The sequence below is a fragment of the Tsukamurella spumae genome, from assembly GCF_012396015.1.
GTDB lineage: Bacteria > Actinomycetota > Actinomycetes > Mycobacteriales > Mycobacteriaceae > Tsukamurella > Tsukamurella spumae.
Genome location: NZ_JAAXOQ010000008.1, coordinates 70,329 through 86,095, shown reverse-complemented (window position 1 = coordinate 86,095; position 15,767 = coordinate 70,329). Strand labels below are relative to the sequence as shown.

The following is a 15,767-nucleotide window of genomic DNA, read 5'->3' as shown; positions in this document are numbered from 1 at the left end:
CCCCCACAAGGAGATCCGACATGGTCGACGTCCAGTACGCAGTCACGAACCCGGCGACCGGCGAGGTGCTGCAGACCTACCCGACCGCCGAGCCCGCCGAGATCGAGGCCGCGCTCGACGCCGCCTCGCGCGCTGCGCGCACCTGGCCGCACACGTCGACGGTGGCCGAGCGAGCGGCTCTCGTGCGCCGCGTCGCCGAACTGCACACCGAGAAGCGGGAGATGCTGGCCGGGATCATCCACCGCGAGATGGGCAAGCCGCTCGACGAGGCGCTGGGAGAGGTCGACTTCGCCGCCGCGATCTACGAGTACTACGCCGACAACGCCGAGGCCCTCCTCGCCGATCAGCCCGTCGCGCTGTCCGAGGGCGAGGGCACCGCCGTCATCCGGCGCGGCCCGATCGGCGTGCTGCTCGGCATCATGCCGTGGAACTTCCCGTACTACCAGGTGGCTCGGTTCGCCGGCCCGAACCTGTGCGTGGGCAACACGATCCTGCTCAAGCACGCACCGCAGTGCCCCGAGTCCGCCGAGGCGATGCAGCTGATCTTCACCGAGGCCGGGTTCCCGGCCGGGGCGTACGTGAACATTCGCGCCACCAATGAGCAGGTGGCCGACATCATCGCCGACCCGCGGCTGGCGGCGCTCTCGCTCACCGGCTCCGAGCGGGCCGGCGCCGCGGTTGCCGAGATCGCCGGCCGCAACCTGAAGAAGTGCGTCCTCGAGCTCGGCGGGTCCGACCCGTTCGTCCTGCTCTCGACCGACGATCTCGACGGAGCGGTCGAGGCCGCCGCCTCCTGCCGCCTCGACAACACCGGACAGGTATGCAACGCCGCCAAGCGCTTCATCGTGGCCGCGCCGCTGTACGACGAGTTCGTGGAGAAGTTCACGGCGCGCATGCTGGCGGCGACCGAGTCGATCGCACCCCTGTCGTCCGAACAGGCCGCGGTGAACCTCGAGAAGCAATTGGCGCAGGCCGTGGACGGCGGCGCGACCCTCGCGATCGACGGTGCCCGGCGCGGCGCGGTGTTCCCGCCCGCGGTCCTCACCGGCGTCACCGAGGAGAACCCCGCGTTCCACCAGGAGCTGTTCGGGCCGGTGGCGACCGTCTACAAGGTGGACGGGGAGGACGAGGCCGTGGCGCTGGCCAACGACACCCCGTTCGGCCTCGGCTCCTACGTCTTCACCACCGATTCCGAGCAGGCCGCGCGGGTCGCCGACCGTATCCAGGCCGGCATGGTCTTCGTGAACGGCGTGATGCTCGACGCCGCCGAGCTGCCCTTCGGCGGAGTGAAGCGCTCCGGGTTCGGCCGCGAGATGGGCCCGCTGGGCATCGAGGAGTTCCTCAACAAGAAGCTGATCCGCACGGTGAAGTAGGTCGACGGGCGGTGGTTCCTGGCCCAGTCAGGCCAGGAGCCGCCCCTCCGCGACGTCGATCACCCACTGCTTCGGGTCAGAGCAGGCTGAGCTGGCCGGGCTCGCTCCCCGGCTCGGTGCGCTCGATGAGCGCGGGGCCGTCGTTCTTGACGGTGTTGACCAGCGTGGAGACGGGCCGGATCTCGATCCGCTCGGCGACCTCGAGGGCCGGCGGCAGCAGCAGTGCCGGGTCGGCGGCACCGTCGGGATCGAGCCACTGGTCGAACAGCTCAGGGGTGAGCACCAGCGGCATCCGGTCGTGCACCGCGCGCAGCGGCCCGACGGAGTCCGTGGTGAGCACCGTCGCCGAGAGGACGGGCGGCGCCTCGAGCCCCGCGCCGGCAGGACGCCACACCGACCACAGCCCGGCGATGTACATCCGGGTGCCGTCCTGCGGGGTCAGGTACATCGGCTGCTTGCGCGGCTTCGTGGCGTCCGGGTCGAGCACCTGCCACTCGTACCAGCCGTCCATCGGGATCAGGCAGCGCTTGTTCTTGATCGCGGTGCGGAACGCCGGCTTCTCGGCGACGGACTCCGCCCGCGCGTTGAACAGCGGCGGGCCGCTCAGCGTCTTCTGCCAGTGCGGCAGCAGCCCCCAGCGCATCGCGCGCAGCCGCCGGGTCGGCTCGTCGTCGGGCTGCTCGTGCGAGTGCCGCGCGACGACGGTGACGATGGTCGTCGTGGGCGCGACGTTGTAGCCCGGTACGTCGAGCTCGACGCCGGCCGTCTCGTCCACCGCGTCGATCTCACCCGCCAGCAGCGCCGGGTCCGTGGTCACCGCGTACCGTCCGCACATTCCACCACGGTACGACAGTCCACATTCCACTCAGCCGCGAGCGCCCCTAGCGAGCTTCAACGACAGTCCCGGACATGTGCCGCCTACGCCTGCGCTATCGAACCCAGCGCACGAGTACCTCCGAACCGTTGGCCCCAAAACCGGGCGCCTCTACTTTCGTAGGGCGACTCTTCCCGTCGATAGCCACCCGATAGATCGAACCATTCCCGCGCACGAGCACCCAGGCTCCATCAGGGGACGACACAGGATTGAAGACACGCATCTTGTTCGTCTCGGGCAGCAACTCCCTCCTCCCCGAATTGCACTCACCATTCAGCGTTGTGTTGAAATAGAGCTGATCCGAGAACCCTGCCGCACCGAGGGTGATATATCCGGCTGCCCCCACCCACGGAGCTGAATTCGACCGAATACAGCTGTAGCGATCCAAGTCTGCAAGCAAGAATGAGTACGAACCGTCTGGACGCGTCACGAAATTCTCGCCGTTGGGGAATTGATCATATGGCGCAGAAACCGCCTTGGTCTGCCCCGCCGGAACCCGGTAAATTGCTCGATTTCCGTCTGTCACCGACGAGAAGTAGTAGTCTCCGACTCCATCGAATCCGTATGTTGAGAACGTCGTTCCGCCACCGAAATCATCACCCCGCTCAGCTTTCGGCGTGACTTCAGTGAAGTCTCCGGATCGATTGATCCAGCCGAATCTGACGCCACCGACACCTCCTTGGATCGTGAGCGCTATGCGCTCTGCTGTGGGATCGATGGACGGCCTCCCATCTTGATACTGAAAAGAGAACCTCTCCGAAGAAGAGTATGCGAAAGAGAACAGGCTACGATACTCGCCCGAATCAGGATCGATAACGCCGATGCGCACCGGCCCTTGATCGTTGTAAGCAACCTCACTCGAGGTGATGACACCATGTGGAATCTCGAAGGAAGGAACCTTGGAGCTGGTGATCTCCGCAGGGCTAGAAGTCCGCCCACCGGGGACTGCCTCATCCCTGGACCGAGCCTGATTCTCGTGACTGCACCCCACAGCGATAGAAGCAACAATTAGTACCACCGTCACAGATTGAGATTTGACGATCGACATCCTCCGACGCATCAGGTTTTTCCTCCTTGCAACATTCATTTCCACGAAACAACCACTTCTGACGGGTCCGGGTTACCAGTCGAATTCTGGCAAACGATTTGCGCCAGTCGGCCTTGTTCCTTATTGGGACTGTCAGTGCAGGCATACGAGCGGAGCGGCGATTCCCCTGGAAGGGCATTTCCACTATCACCACCGCCTGCGAACTTTGCCTGATAATTGGCAACAATTGCGCGCGCATCGTCGCAGTCAAGTTCGTTTCCGCGAATACTCAACTGTCCCGCTCGTATGATGCCTGGGCCAGCTTCGAGTCGGCCACATTTTGGGCCGTAGCCCAGGGCGGCGGTTCGCGGGCACTGATACCTGAACGCGGCCTCCATCATTCGGTAGCGCCGCTTGCGCTGTTCGATAAGGTCTTCGGGCGATGCGTTCTCCACACTTCGCATTATTGCGGAATCCGCAAGATGCCCGCTCGAGAACAATGTGATCAGTGTCTGTCTCCAGGCCGCAGGGTCCCGTTCGATCGTCGCGATCTCCTTCTGATCCACCTCCAGCGTGGTTTCCGACGGACTCAACCTTTGTTCAGCGCATACTTCTACGCCCTTTAGTACGACGACGTGAGGGTTGGCGCGAACGATGTCCGGTGTCACTCTGAACGATGAGAATGCCGCCGCATCCCACTTGGTGCGCATGCTGTAGATCTCACACATCGCGTCGGCGAACCTCGCGTCACCTCCTGCCGGACGGTTCGAGCCCCAATCCGTGATGTCCATGGTGCTGCTGACAACAGCCTGGGCGGCGACGAGTTGCTCGGTTGACGAATTGCTTGACACGGTCGCTGGACATGGTCCGCGGACGCCGACGGGGAGCACCGACTGAGCGATCCGCGTCAACGGGTTCGCGTCATCGCCGAAGCGAGCGAGGAGAGCTCCACTCCCGATGATGCTCACAACCAAGCCTGCAACGACACCCCCTACGATCCAACGACGCTTCACCTTTTGCGGCTTGGGGTGAACCTCAGGTCGGCCATCGCTGGTAGCAGGGGCTTGCTGGCCAGGCGCAACGCTTCTGGCCGGACCACGGAACGCCGGTTCAATCCGGCGTTGCGGTTGTCCGTGTGGCTGCCGAAGCTGGTGAGCACCGGCCGTCGTTCCGCGTTCAGGAGAAAGTCTCGGAGGTTGAGCGGCCCGCGGCCTGACAGGGGGGCGGAACATCGTGGTGTCAGGCGCACGGGAGGACTGGGCGGGCTTGTTCGGGTTCGACTGAGAAGGCTCGCCGCGCGCCCCTCCCGGAGGTGGAAACCGGTTCAAATTCATAGGCCTTTCCGGAACTGAGCGTTCTAGTAGTTTCCACTAGTAGAAGCGGCAGATGTGAGCACGCCGATCCACAGCACGAGCGCCACCGCCAAGGCTGTGACGATGGTGTTGATGACTATGCCTACGACCGCAGTGGTGTTCCTATATCCGCGGCGCTTCGAGGCAACCAGGGCGAATATGCTCACCAGCAATGGCACTGGTGGGCAACACAGAAAGTTGAGGCATAGCCCCCAAACCGCGGTCGAGATGACAGGATCTTGACTTCCCGGCGGTCTGGCACCGGTCGGAGACGAACTCAGCCGCTGAGGCGGCGAGTATTGACTCGCGCCGACATAGTAGGGCTGCCTCGGATTTCCGGATTGATTGACCATGGGTCGAGCTGTCGATGGAAGTTGCTGCCCCCGGCTGGCGTCCGCAGGGCCGCCGTAACGTCCGGGTTGACCTTGAACGGGGACTCTGCCGCTCCCGGACCCTGACGAAGACACGGGGCGCTGCGGCCGACGAGCACCGAAGTTCGACGAAGGACCATTTGGCGGATTCACCGACCAATAGTCCAATTCCTCCCAAGGATTGACAATCATCTGTTCAGATGACAGCCAAGCCTTCGTCAAGATGTCTGTGGCGTCGACTACTCCTCGAAGCTGTCGAACACGCGCCGGGGCCCGACGCCGGTGGTGGCCAGTGCGTCGTGCGGGTTCGCGAGCGCGCAGGACGCCATGGACAGGCAGCCGCAGCCGATGCAGTCGGTGAGGTTGTCGCGCAGGCGGGTCAGCTCGTCGATCCGGTGGGACAGGTCGTCGTGCCAATAGCGCGAGAGGCGTTCCCAGTCGGTCCGCGTGGGGGTGCGGCCGTTCGGCAGCGTCTCGAGCGCCTCGCGGATCGTGGACAGGGGAATGCCCACGCGGTGACTGATCCGGATGAACGCGACCCGGCGCAGCATCTCCCGCGGGTACCTCCGCTGGTTGCCGGAGGTCCTGCGTGCGGTGATCAGTCCCTCACGCTCGTAGAAGTGCAGCGCCGACACGGCCACACCACTACGGGCGGCGAGCTGTCCGACGCTGAACTCCCGGGTGGTCTCCACACCCCGGATCCTACCTGAACATTAGTTCAGGGATCAGCGTGCCTTCGGGGCCGCAGACGACGGTGCGGCCGGCTTCGCCGACGCGGACGCACCCGGCTTGGCCGAGGCGGGCGCCGCCGGCTTCGCCGATTCGCTCGCAGCGGGAGCGGGGGTCGCCTGCTGCGGCTCCGGCGGGTTCTTCAGGATGGTGCTCTGCACGCGGAGCAGGTCGACGGCCAGCTGATCGTCGGCACCCACGAACGGAGCGGGCTCGCGGGACTGGCGTCCGCCGCGCAGCGACATGGTGACGCCGTTGACCACGCCGGTGTACTGCCGCGACTGCAGGTACTCGACCTGGTTCCCGCGCTTGCTCTTCTGCGTGAACTCGAGGCCCAGGCCACCGGGGATGCCGGTCGCGGCGATCTCACGCACGGCGACCTCGTTGGTGACCCCGTCCTTGACGGCCTTGAAGGTCGCGCACTTGGGGAGCGCGGCACGCAGCGGCGCCACATCGATCGCGAACTTGGAAACCACCATCGACCAGGTGGTCCCGCGCGCGCTGCCGTTGGTCTGCGCGGTGTCGGTGCCCTTGGGGATGGGCAGGCCCGCGTAGAGCACCTTGCAGTCCGCCGGATCGACCTTGGCGGTGTTCAGCGACGCCCACGCACCGTTCCACCCCGCGGCCGCACCGGACAGCACGGCGCCGCCGAAGTCCATCGTGTCGGGGAGGTTGCCGGATCCGAGGACCAGCTCACCGGCCTTGTTCTTCGGCGGCTCCGCCGGCTTCGGGTCCGCCGACGCGACGGGCGCGAGAAGCCCCGCGGCGGTCGCCACAGCGGCGAGGGTGGCAGCCGTCGAGACAGCCCTGCCCACGGACGTACGATTTCGCTTCATGGAGGATCTCCCGGCGGTGATGACCTGACCTGTTCTGTCCAGCAAGGTAGCACGTGGTGAGGTCGCCCTCGTGTGCGAGGATGGGCCGGTGGACCTGTTGGAGCTGTGGCCAGCGCCCCTCGCCGTCGGCCCGGTGACGGGCACGATCGCCCTCCCGGGCTCGAAGTCGATCACCAATCGTGCGTACATCCTCGCCGCTCAGGCACCGTCTCCGTCGATTCTGACGAACGCCCTCCGCAGCCGCGACACCGACCTCATGGCCGCCGCGCTGCAGGCCCTGGGCACCGAGGTCGCGTTCACGGGCGAGACCACGGTCACCGTCACCGGCGGGCCGCTGCACGGCGGCGCCGTCGACTGCGGACTCGCGGGCACCGTCATGCGCTTCCTCCCCTCCCTCGCGGCCGGGGCGCACGGCACCGTCGAGTTCGACGGTGACCCGCAGGCCCGCGCCCGGCCCCTGGGCACGATCCTCGACGCGCTGCGCGGGCTCGGCGCCCGGATCGACGGTGACGGGCTCCCCTTCGCCGTCCACGGCGACGGACCGATCCGCGGCGGCACCGTCACCATCGACGCGTCGGCGAGCTCCCAGTTCGTCTCGGGCCTGCTGCTCTGCGCGCCGAGCTTCGTCGAGGGCGTCGTCGTGCATCACGACGGCAAGCCCGTCCCCTCCATGCCGCACATCGACATGACCGTCGACATGCTCCGCACCGCGGGCGCCCAGGTGGACACCTCGGAGGCGAACACCTGGCGGGTCGCGCCGGGCGGGATCCGCGCGCACGACTGGACGGTCGAGCCGGACCTGTCGAACGCCACCGTCTTCCTCGCGGCGGCCGCGGTCACCGGCGGCGCCGTGACCGTCCCGCATTGGAACCGGGCGTCGACGCAGCCGGGCGTCCAGTTCGCCGACATCCTCACGGCGATGGGGGCCGGGGTCTCGTACGCCGACGGTGCCATCACCGCCCGCGGTACCGGCGCCCTGCACGGCGTCGACTGGGATCTGCGCGACATCGGGGAGCTCACGCCGACGGTCGCAGCGCTTGCGGCCCTGGCGGATTCGCCGTCGCAGCTGCGGGGCATCGCCCACCTGCGCGGCCACGAGACGGACCGCCTCGCCGCACTCACCGCCGAGATCACCGCGCTGGGCGGACGCTGCGCCGAGACCGAGGACGGCCTGCACATCGAGCCGGCGACGCTGCACGGCGGCGTATGGCACAGCTACGCCGACCACCGCATGGCCACCGCGGGCGCGATCCTGGGCCTGGTCACCGAGGGCGTGCAGGTCGAGGACATCGCGACGACGGGCAAGACCATGCCCGACTTCCCCGCCCTGTGGAACGCATTGCTGGGCAATCGATCTTGAGCCGGCTCGTTGGGTAAGCGCGAGTACGACGAGACCGATGTCCGGGTGCGCCCGGGCAAGAGCAGTCGTCCGCGCACCAAGACCCGGCCCGACCACAGCGACGCCGAGACGGCGATGGTCGTCTCCGTCGACCGCGGTCGCTGGGGCTGCGCCCTCGGCGGCGATCCCGACCACGTGATCACCGCGATGCGGGCCCGCGAGCTGGGCCGCACCCCCATCGTCGTCGGCGACTCGGTGGGCGTCGTCGGCGACCTGTCCGGCCGCAAGGACACGCTCGCCCGGATCGTCCGCGTCGACGAGCGGAAGACGGTGCTGCGCAGGACCGCCGACGACACCGACCCGTACGAGCGGATCGTCGTCGCCAATGCGCAGCAGTTGCTCATCGTGACCGCTCTCGCGGATCCGCCGCCCCGCACCGGCTTCGTCGAGCGCACGCTGATCGCCGCCTACGCGGGCGGACTCACGCCCGTGCTGTGCCTGACCAAGAGCGACCTGGCCGATCCCGCCGAGTTCGCCGCCGCCTTCGCCGATCTGGACCTGCAGGTGATCGTCGCCGGCCGCCGCGACCCGCTCGACGAGGCGCACGAGCTGCTCACCGGGCACGTCACCGCGCTCATCGGGCACAGCGGCGTCGGCAAGTCGACTCTGGTCAATCGACTCGTGCCGGATGCCAACCGCGCCACCGGCGTCGTCTCCGGAGTGGGCAAGGGACGGCACACCTCCACCCAGTCCGTGGCGCTGTGGCTGCCCGCCGGCGGCTGGGTGGTCGACACCCCCGGTATCCGCAGTTTCGGGCTCGCGCACATCTCGACCGACGACGTGGTCGCGGCCTTCCCCGACCTGGCGGAGGCCGTTCTCGATTGTCCTCGCGGGTGTACACATCTCGGTCCGCCCGCCGATCCGGAGTGCGCCCTCGACGCACTGGAGGGGACGGCGCACCGTCGGGCGATGGCGGTCCGCGGCCTGCTGGCCGACCTGACCGCCACCCCCGACTGGGCCTGAACTACGCGGACGCGCGCTTGGGCAGCTTCCAACCCGGGCGCGGGAAGTGGCAGGTGTAGCCGTCCGGGTACTTCTCGAGGTAGTCCTGGTGCTCCGGCTCGGCGTTCCAGAACGGCGCCGGCGCCTCGATCGTGGTGACGGCCTTGCCCGGCCACAGCCCGGAGGCGTCGACATCGGCGATGGTGTCGCGCGCCACCTTCTCCTGCTCCTCGCTCAGCGGGAATATCGCCGAGCGGTAGCTCGAGCCCACGTCGTTGCCCTGGCGATCGACCGTCGACGGGTCGTGGATCTGGAAGAAGAACTCCAGCACGTCGCGGTAGCTGGTCTTCGCCGGGTCGAACACGATCTCGACCGCCTCGGCGTGCCCGGGGTGATTGCGATAGGTGGCGTTCGCGTTCGTGCCGCCGGTGTAGCCCACGCGCGTGGCCTCGATGCCCGGCTGCTTGCGGAGCAGGTCCTGCATACCCCAGAAGCACCCGCCGGCGAGCACCGCGGTCTCGCGGCCGGCGACGGTGGTGATGGTGCCGTTGTCAGTCATGCGCAGTTCCTTCCGCCGGGAGACCCGCGCTCCCGCCAATCGCTTCAACACCGCTGTGTGTCGCACGATTCCGACGGTACTCGGGGTGGGTGCTGACATGTGCGCCCCAGCGGCGCGGGCGTTCTACGACCTGGGCGTTTCTGGGCGTGCGCCGCTCAGGGGCACATCTCAGCGGAGACCCTGGTGAGGAAAACGCTGTTGGGGTCATCGAGGTAGTCACCGAAGGGTCCGCAGGGGACGAAACCATGGGCGGCGTAGAGGGCCCGAGCCGGGGCGAAGAAGTCCTGGGTCCCGGTCTCCAGCGAGATCCGTTCCACGCCCCGTGTGCGCGCATCCTCCAGCGCGTGGGCCAGCAGCCGACGTCCGATCCCCCGCCCGCGCGCCCGCGGCGCGGTGCGCATCGACTTGAGCTCCTCGTGACCGGATTCCAGTGCCGCCAGGGCGACCGTCCCGACGAGCGCACCGCCTTCGTGACAGGTCCACAGCCGGACGTGCGGCATACGCAACTCGTCCAGCGCGAGCGCATGCTGACTCTCCGGCGGCGCGGTGGGCGCCATGTCCGCGTGGTGCGCGGCGAGGAACGCCGCGAGCGCGGGATCGTCGAAATCGGCGCGGGCGATCACTCCGCGGCGGCCTGCGCCGCGTCGATCATCGCGTCGACACTGGTGAGCTTCACGCGCGGGCGATCCTCCTCCTCCGCGAGGGCGGTCTCGTGCGCGTCGATCGCCATCCAGCCGTCGTACTCGACGAGGTTCGGCACCCGCTCGACGACGAGCTTCTCGACCTGGGCGCCGTCGAACTCGCTGCGGGCCAGCTTGCCCGCGGCGGCATCGGCGAGGAGCACCGAGACGGTGTCGCGTGCGCAGTCGCGGTTCGTGGGGATGACGCCCGACGGTCCGCGCTTGATCCAGCCGACCACGTAGTGGCCCGGGAGGGGCGCACCGTCGTAGCCGACGATCCGCGAGTCGGCGTTGCGGAACACGCCCCGCTCCGTGTCGAACGGGATGCCGGGAATCGGGGTGCCGTGGTAGCCGACGGCGTGGATGACCAGGCCCGCGTCGTGCTCGGCGACCGCACCGGTGGGCTGCGCCTCGACGGTGCCATCCTCGCCCAGGGCGAGCTCGTTGGTCGCGACCGAGACGGTGCGCACGGCGCCGTCCCCACCGATCCCGACGACGGAGCGCAGGAACTTCAGCACGATCCGACGGTCCGCCCCGGTCGGCTCGAGGGCGGCCAGCTTGCGCAGCTGCTTGAGATTGTTGCGCTCGATCGGCGGGCGGGCCTTGTCGCGCTCCTTGTCCTCCGCGGGCACGTCGGCCGGGTCGACGATGACATCGACGCCCGGCAGCTTGCCCAGCTCGGCGACCTCGGAGGGCGTGAACGCGGCCTGCTCCGCGCCGCGGCGACCGAGCACGACGACCTCGCGGATGGCCGAACCGCGCAGGGCCGCCAGCGCGTGCTCGGCCATGTCGGTGCCCTCGAGCTTCTCGGTGCCGGTGACCAGGATCCGGGCCGCGTCGAGCGCGACATTGCCGTTCCCGATGACAACGGCGCGCTCCACACCGAGGTCGACGTCGAGGTCGCGGCGGTCGGGGTGGCCGTTGTACCAGCCCACGAAGTCGCTGGACGGGTGGTTACCGGGAAGCCAGGCACCGTCGACCTCGAGGCGCCGGCCGCCGGACGCGCCGATCGCGTAGATCACGGCGTCGTACCACTGCGCGAGCTCGGCGGCCTGGATGTCGGTCGCGACCTCGACATTGCCGAAGTAGCGGAAGTTCTCGTGCTGCGCGGTGCGGTCGAAGATCTTGGTGACCGACTTGATCGCGGGATGGTCGGGCGCGACGCCGTAGCGGACCAGGCCGAACGGCGTGGGCAGCCGGTCGAACACGTCGACCTGCACCTCGATGTTGTCCTGCTCCAACAGATTCCCGGCGGCGAAGAAACCCGACGGCCCGGAACCCACGATCGCGACGCGCAAGGGCTTCATCAACAACACTCCCGACGAGGACGACTCGGCAGTCTTCTTAGGCTGCCCAAAGTGGGGATTCTACGCCACCCCGGAGCGCCGGTGCCGCCGACGACGCGCGCGCTTGGCCTCCGACCGTGCCCGCTTCTCCTCGACCTTGTGCCGCGCCGCCTCGGCGATCGCCGTGCGGAGGCCGACGCGCTCCACCTCGAGCTGCGCGGCGTGCGCAGCCTCGCGGGCGTGGGTCAGACGGTCCTGCGCCGCCTCCTGGGCGTGCACCAGGCGATCCTGCGCCGCCTCCTGGGCGTGCACGAGCCGGTCGTGCGCATTCTCCTGGGCCAGGGCGAACCGGTCCTGCGCGTTCTCCTGGGCGACGACGAGACGCTCGCGGATCGCGGCGAACCGCAGCTCCGACGCCGTCTCCGGGGCATCGTCCGAGGTGGCGCGCAGCCAGCGGTCGGGCAGCGAGAGCTTCGCGATCGTGCGCTGGGACAGGTAGTACTGACGCAGCAACGGACCCTCGGTGTACGGGAGGTCGTACTTCTCACAGATCTCCCGCACCTTCACGCTGATCTCCGCGAGCCGGTTCGACGGCAGGTCGGGGAACATGTGGTGCTCGATCTGGTAGCTCAGGTTGCCGGTCATGAAATCCATCGCGCGGCCGCCGGAGATGTTCGCGCTGCCCAGCATCTGCCGCAGATACCACTCCCCCGGCGTCTCGTCGACGATGGACTCGGTGGTGAACTTCTCGGCACCGTCGGGGAAGTGCCCGCAGAAGATGACGACGTAGGTCCAGATGTTGCGGACGACGTTCGCCGTGAGGTTCGCGGACAGCGTGCGTCCGAACGAGCCGCCGACGGCCTTGCTGACCACCGGGTACAGCACGAAGTCCTTACCCAGCTGCCGCGCGGCCTTGACGCCCAACTCGCGCAGCTGCTTTCGCGTTTGCGGCCACGGCTTGTTCCCGGCGATGGCCTCGGCCAGCTCGATGTCGTGCAGGGCGATGCCCCACTCGAAGGTGAGCCCGAGGAACAGGTTGTTGAGGAACTGGGCGGACCGCTTGGCCTCCCACCGCTCGTCCCGGGTGACCCGGAGGACGCCATAACCGACGTCCAGATCCATGCCCAGGACATTGGTGTACTTGTGGTGCAGGAAGTTGTGCGAGTGCTTCCAGTGCGCACCGGGACACGCCATGTCCCACTCCCACGTGGTGGAGTGGATCTCGGGATCGTTCATCCAATCCCACTGCCCGTGCATCACATTGTGCCCGAGCTCCATGTTCTCGATGATCTTCGCGACCCCGAGCATGCCCGCGCCCGCGGCCCAGAACCATCGACTCCGGGAGCCGAGGATGGTGAGCCGGCCCGCGGCCTCGAGCACGCGCTGCGCCCGGATCACGCCACGGATGTACCGGGCGTCCCGCTCGCCGCGCGACGACTCGACCTCGGCGCGGATGGAATCCAGCTCCCGCGCGAGCTCCTCGATGTCGGCGTCATCGAGGTGTGCGTACTCGCCGACATCAGTGATAGCCACGTGTCTAAGGCTACGCGCGTCCGGCCCGCTCCGTTACTTCGCTGCCGCCAGCTCCTCGACGTGCGAGACCAGGCCACGACGGTTGCCCTCTGCATCGATCTCGCCCTTGACCACGGTGGTCCGGCCGGACTCGTCGTAGAAGCGCTTGTTCGAGTGCGTCTCGGGCGCATCGTCGACGGTGGCCGTCAGGTACTTGTCCGGCAGCGAGAGCTTGATGATGGTGCGCCAGGACTCGGCGTACTGCTTCCACATCGGCCCGGTGTTGTACGGCAGGTCGTACTTCTCGCAGATCTCGACCAGGCGCGAGTTGATGTAGTTGTAGCGGTTGGAGGGCAGGTCCGGGTACAGGTGGTGCTCGATCTGCCGGCCCAGGTGCCCGGTGATGAAGTGCAGCGCGTTGCTGCCCTCGAAGTTCGCGGTGCCCAGCATCTGGCGCAGGTACCACTCCGGGAGGGTCTCGTTGTCGATGTCCTCGATGGTGAACTTCTCGGCATCGTCCGGGAAGTGACCGCAGAAGATGGTCATGTGATCCCACACGTCGCGCACCGTGTTCGCGACGTAGTTCGCCGAGGCGGCCTTCTTGTAGCCGCGGGCGCCGGTGAAGGGCACCGCCATCGCCGGGAACAGGACGTAGTCCTTCGCGGTCTGCTTGGTGATCTTGGTGAGGACCACCTTGAGCCGGCTGCGGAACTCCTCCCAGTCGTACTCGGCGTACTGCTCACCGCCGTTGAGCGCCGCCTTGATGGCCTTCATCAGCTCGAGGTGCTGCACGGCCTTGCCGTACTGGAAGCCCGTCATGAGGATGAAGTTGTAGACCGGATTGAAGAGCATGTACGGCTCCCACGGCTGGTCGCGCGTGACGCGCAGGATGCCGTAGCCGATGTCGTCGTCCATATCGGTGACGTTGGTGTACTTGTGGTGCATGTAGTTGTGGGTGTGGCGCCAGAACTTGCCGTCCGAGGCGCTGTCCCACTCCCAGCTGGTGGAGTGGATCTCCGGATCGTTCATCCAGTCCCACTGGCCGTGCATGATGTTGTGGCCGAGCTCGTTGTTCTCGATCACCTTCGCGTAGCTCAGGCACGCGGCGGAGGCGGCCCAAGCGGCCTTGCCCTTCCAGCCCTTCATGCCGGCGCCCAGCCCGAAGACGCGGCCGGCGGTCTCGGCGATGCGCTGGCTCTTGATCACGCGGCGGATGTACTTGGCATCCTCCTCGCCGCGGCTCTCCTCGATCTCGCGACGCAGCGCGTCCAGCTCAGCACCGAGCGCCTCGATATCGGCGTCGGTCAGGTGCGCGTACTCCGCGACGTCAGTGATAGCCACGAGGCGATCCCCCATCGGTACGACCGCATGGTGCGGCCTCAAGAACAGAACGATTCCACCGTAGCAGCCGGGTAGGACAAAGTCATCGATCTTGTTTCACGTGGGGCGCACGTCACACGTCCGCGGTACCGATCTCCCCCACGAGACGCCGATGCCCGACGGTGCGCGGCGCACCGTCGGGCAAGGGAACGGGGGTCAGGCGCGGCGGCGACGCCGGGCGTGGACCGCGGCGCGAGCGGCCTTGAGGCCGAACCGGCGCCCGGTGACCGCGTCGACCCGCGGCTCCGCGAACTCGGTGCCCGCGAACATCGCCTCCGAGGCGGTCTCCGGGGCGTCGTCGGCGGTGTCGCGCAGGTACTTGTTGGGCAGCGACAGCTTGGCGATGGTGCGCCAGGACTTGTAGTACTGCACGTGCAGGGGCCCGATCGTGTACGGCAGGTCGTACTTCTCGCACAGCGCGCGAACCCGAACGCCGATCTCCGCCAACCGGTTCGACGGCAGGTCGGGGAACAGGTGGTGCTCGATCTGGTAACTCAGATTGCCGGAGAGGAAGTCGATGACGGGGCCGCCGGAGAGGTTCGCACTGCCGAGCATCTGGCGCAGGTACCACTGCGCCTGCGTCTCGTTGTCGACGTCCTGCTTGGTGAACTTCTCGGCACCGTCGGGGAAGTGGCCGCAGAAGATGACCGCGTTGGTCCACACGTTCCGGATCACGTTGGCGGTGATCGTCGCGGTCAGCGCCTTGCGCCACCCGCGCGCACCGCCGAAGGACACGCCGACGAGCGGCGCCGCGACATAGTCCTTGAGCACCTGGCGGCCGATCTTGCGGCCGACGTCCGAGGCGTCCGCCTTGAAGCCCTCACGATCGAACCACGACTTCTTCCACTTGGTGGCCGCGCGGCCGAGCTCGAGGTGCTGGATCGCCACGCCGTACTCGAAGAGCAGCATGAGGATCGTGTTGTAGACGAGGTTGCCCGAGTTGAACGGGGTCCACGGCTGATCGCGCGTGACGCGCAGGGTCTTGTAGCCCACGTCGTCGTCCATGTCGAGGACGTTCGTGTACTTGTGGTGCACGTAGTTGTGGGTGTGCTTCCACAGCCGCGAGGTGCCGGCGTTGTCCCACTCCCACGTGGTCGAGTGGATCTCCGGATCGTTCATCCAGTCCCACTGCCCGTGCATGATGTTGTGCCCGAGCTCCATGTTCTCGATGATCTTCGCCAGACCGAGCGAGACCGCCGAACCCCACCAGAAGCCGCGCTTGTGCGCGCCGAGCAGCATCGCCCGGCCCGCCACCTCGAGCCCGCGCTGCGCGGCGATGGTGCGCCGCAGGTACTGCACGTCGGTCTCGCCCCGGACGGCCTCGATGTCGCGCCGGATCGCATCCAGCTCCGCCCCCAACGTCTCGACGTCGGCCTCGGTGAGATGCGCGTACTCGGGGATGTCGGTGATCGCCATGCGGGCCCGTCCTTCAGTGGTCGGTCGGTGT

14 protein-coding genes are annotated in these 15,767 nt (G+C 67.6%); 3 read left to right on the top strand and 11 right to left on the bottom strand.

Features of this window, described 5'->3' with window-relative positions; translation table 11 throughout:
- The first annotated feature begins 20 nt into the window (after window positions 1–20).
- Window positions 21–1,373, top strand: a complete 1,353-nt coding sequence (locus HF999_RS07920) for an NAD-dependent succinate-semialdehyde dehydrogenase (RefSeq protein ID WP_168545346.1) — start codon at window positions 21–23, stop codon at window positions 1,371–1,373.
- A 76-nt stretch (window positions 1,374–1,449) separates the two neighbouring features.
- On the opposite strand, the gene HF999_RS07915 is transcribed toward HF999_RS07920, so the two are convergent.
- The 5 genes from HF999_RS07915 to HF999_RS07895 form a co-directional block, all read right to left on the bottom strand.
- Window positions 1,450–2,208 (bottom strand): SOS response-associated peptidase, encoded by a 759-nt coding sequence (locus HF999_RS07915; protein WP_168545345.1) that lies wholly within the window; start codon window positions 2,206–2,208, stop codon window positions 1,450–1,452.
- A 94-nt stretch (window positions 2,209–2,302) separates the two neighbouring features.
- Window positions 2,303–3,340, bottom strand: a complete 1,038-nt coding sequence (locus tag HF999_RS07910) for a hypothetical protein (protein WP_168545344.1) — start codon at window positions 3,338–3,340, stop codon at window positions 2,303–2,305.
- Window positions 3,331–4,125 (bottom strand): hypothetical protein, encoded by a 795-nt coding sequence (locus HF999_RS07905; RefSeq protein WP_168545343.1) that lies wholly within the window; start codon window positions 4,123–4,125, stop codon window positions 3,331–3,333. The genes HF999_RS07910 and HF999_RS07905 overlap by 10 nt, the downstream gene beginning before the upstream one ends.
- A 1,111-nt stretch (window positions 4,126–5,236) precedes the next feature.
- Window positions 5,237–5,689, bottom strand: coding sequence for a redox-sensitive transcriptional activator SoxR (gene soxR, locus HF999_RS07900; protein WP_068571853.1), 453 nt, complete (start codon window positions 5,687–5,689; stop codon window positions 5,237–5,239).
- Between the two features lie 33 nt (window positions 5,690–5,722).
- Window positions 5,723–6,541, bottom strand: a complete 819-nt coding sequence (locus HF999_RS07895) for a hypothetical protein (RefSeq protein WP_168545342.1) — start codon at window positions 6,539–6,541, stop codon at window positions 5,723–5,725.
- 118 nt (window positions 6,542–6,659) lie between these two features.
- On the opposite strand from HF999_RS07895, the gene aroA reads away from it, so the two are divergent.
- On the top strand, window positions 6,660–7,922 hold the full coding sequence (aroA, locus tag HF999_RS07890; RefSeq protein WP_168545436.1) for a 3-phosphoshikimate 1-carboxyvinyltransferase: 1,263 nt from the start codon (window positions 6,660–6,662) through the stop codon (window positions 7,920–7,922).
- 9 nt (window positions 7,923–7,931) lie between these two features.
- Entirely contained in the window at window positions 7,932–8,924 is a 993-nt protein-coding gene (gene rsgA / locus HF999_RS07885; protein WP_168545341.1) for a ribosome small subunit-dependent GTPase A, read from the top strand.
- 1 nt (window position 8,925) lies between these two features.
- On the opposite strand, the gene msrA is transcribed toward rsgA, so the two are convergent.
- From msrA to HF999_RS07855, 6 genes are all read right to left on the bottom strand, one after another.
- The gene (gene msrA, locus HF999_RS07880) at window positions 8,926–9,462 is read right to left on the bottom strand and encodes a peptide-methionine (S)-S-oxide reductase MsrA (RefSeq protein WP_168545340.1); all 537 of its coding nucleotides are present in this window, start codon (window positions 9,460–9,462) and stop codon (window positions 8,926–8,928) included.
- A gap of 155 nt (window positions 9,463–9,617) precedes the next feature.
- Window positions 9,618–10,085: a GNAT family N-acetyltransferase gene (locus HF999_RS07875; protein ID WP_376766480.1), complete on the bottom strand. Its 468-nt coding sequence runs from the start codon at window positions 10,083–10,085 to the stop codon at window positions 9,618–9,620.
- On the bottom strand, window positions 10,082–11,449 hold the full coding sequence (locus HF999_RS07870) for an FAD-dependent oxidoreductase (RefSeq protein ID WP_168545339.1): 1,368 nt from the start codon (window positions 11,447–11,449) through the stop codon (window positions 10,082–10,084). Before HF999_RS07870 ends, HF999_RS07875 begins: the two co-directional genes overlap by 4 nt.
- A gap of 60 nt (window positions 11,450–11,509) precedes the next feature.
- Window positions 11,510–12,961 (bottom strand): fatty acid desaturase, encoded by a 1,452-nt coding sequence (locus HF999_RS07865; RefSeq protein WP_168545338.1) that lies wholly within the window; start codon window positions 12,959–12,961, stop codon window positions 11,510–11,512.
- A gap of 33 nt (window positions 12,962–12,994) precedes the next feature.
- Window positions 12,995–14,281 (bottom strand): fatty acid desaturase family protein, encoded by a 1,287-nt coding sequence (locus HF999_RS07860; RefSeq protein ID WP_168545337.1) that lies wholly within the window; start codon window positions 14,279–14,281, stop codon window positions 12,995–12,997.
- 195 nt (window positions 14,282–14,476) lie between these two features.
- The gene (locus HF999_RS07855) at window positions 14,477–15,736 is read right to left on the bottom strand and encodes a fatty acid desaturase family protein (RefSeq protein WP_168545336.1); all 1,260 of its coding nucleotides are present in this window, start codon (window positions 15,734–15,736) and stop codon (window positions 14,477–14,479) included.
- Window positions 15,737–15,767 lie beyond the last annotated feature (31 nt).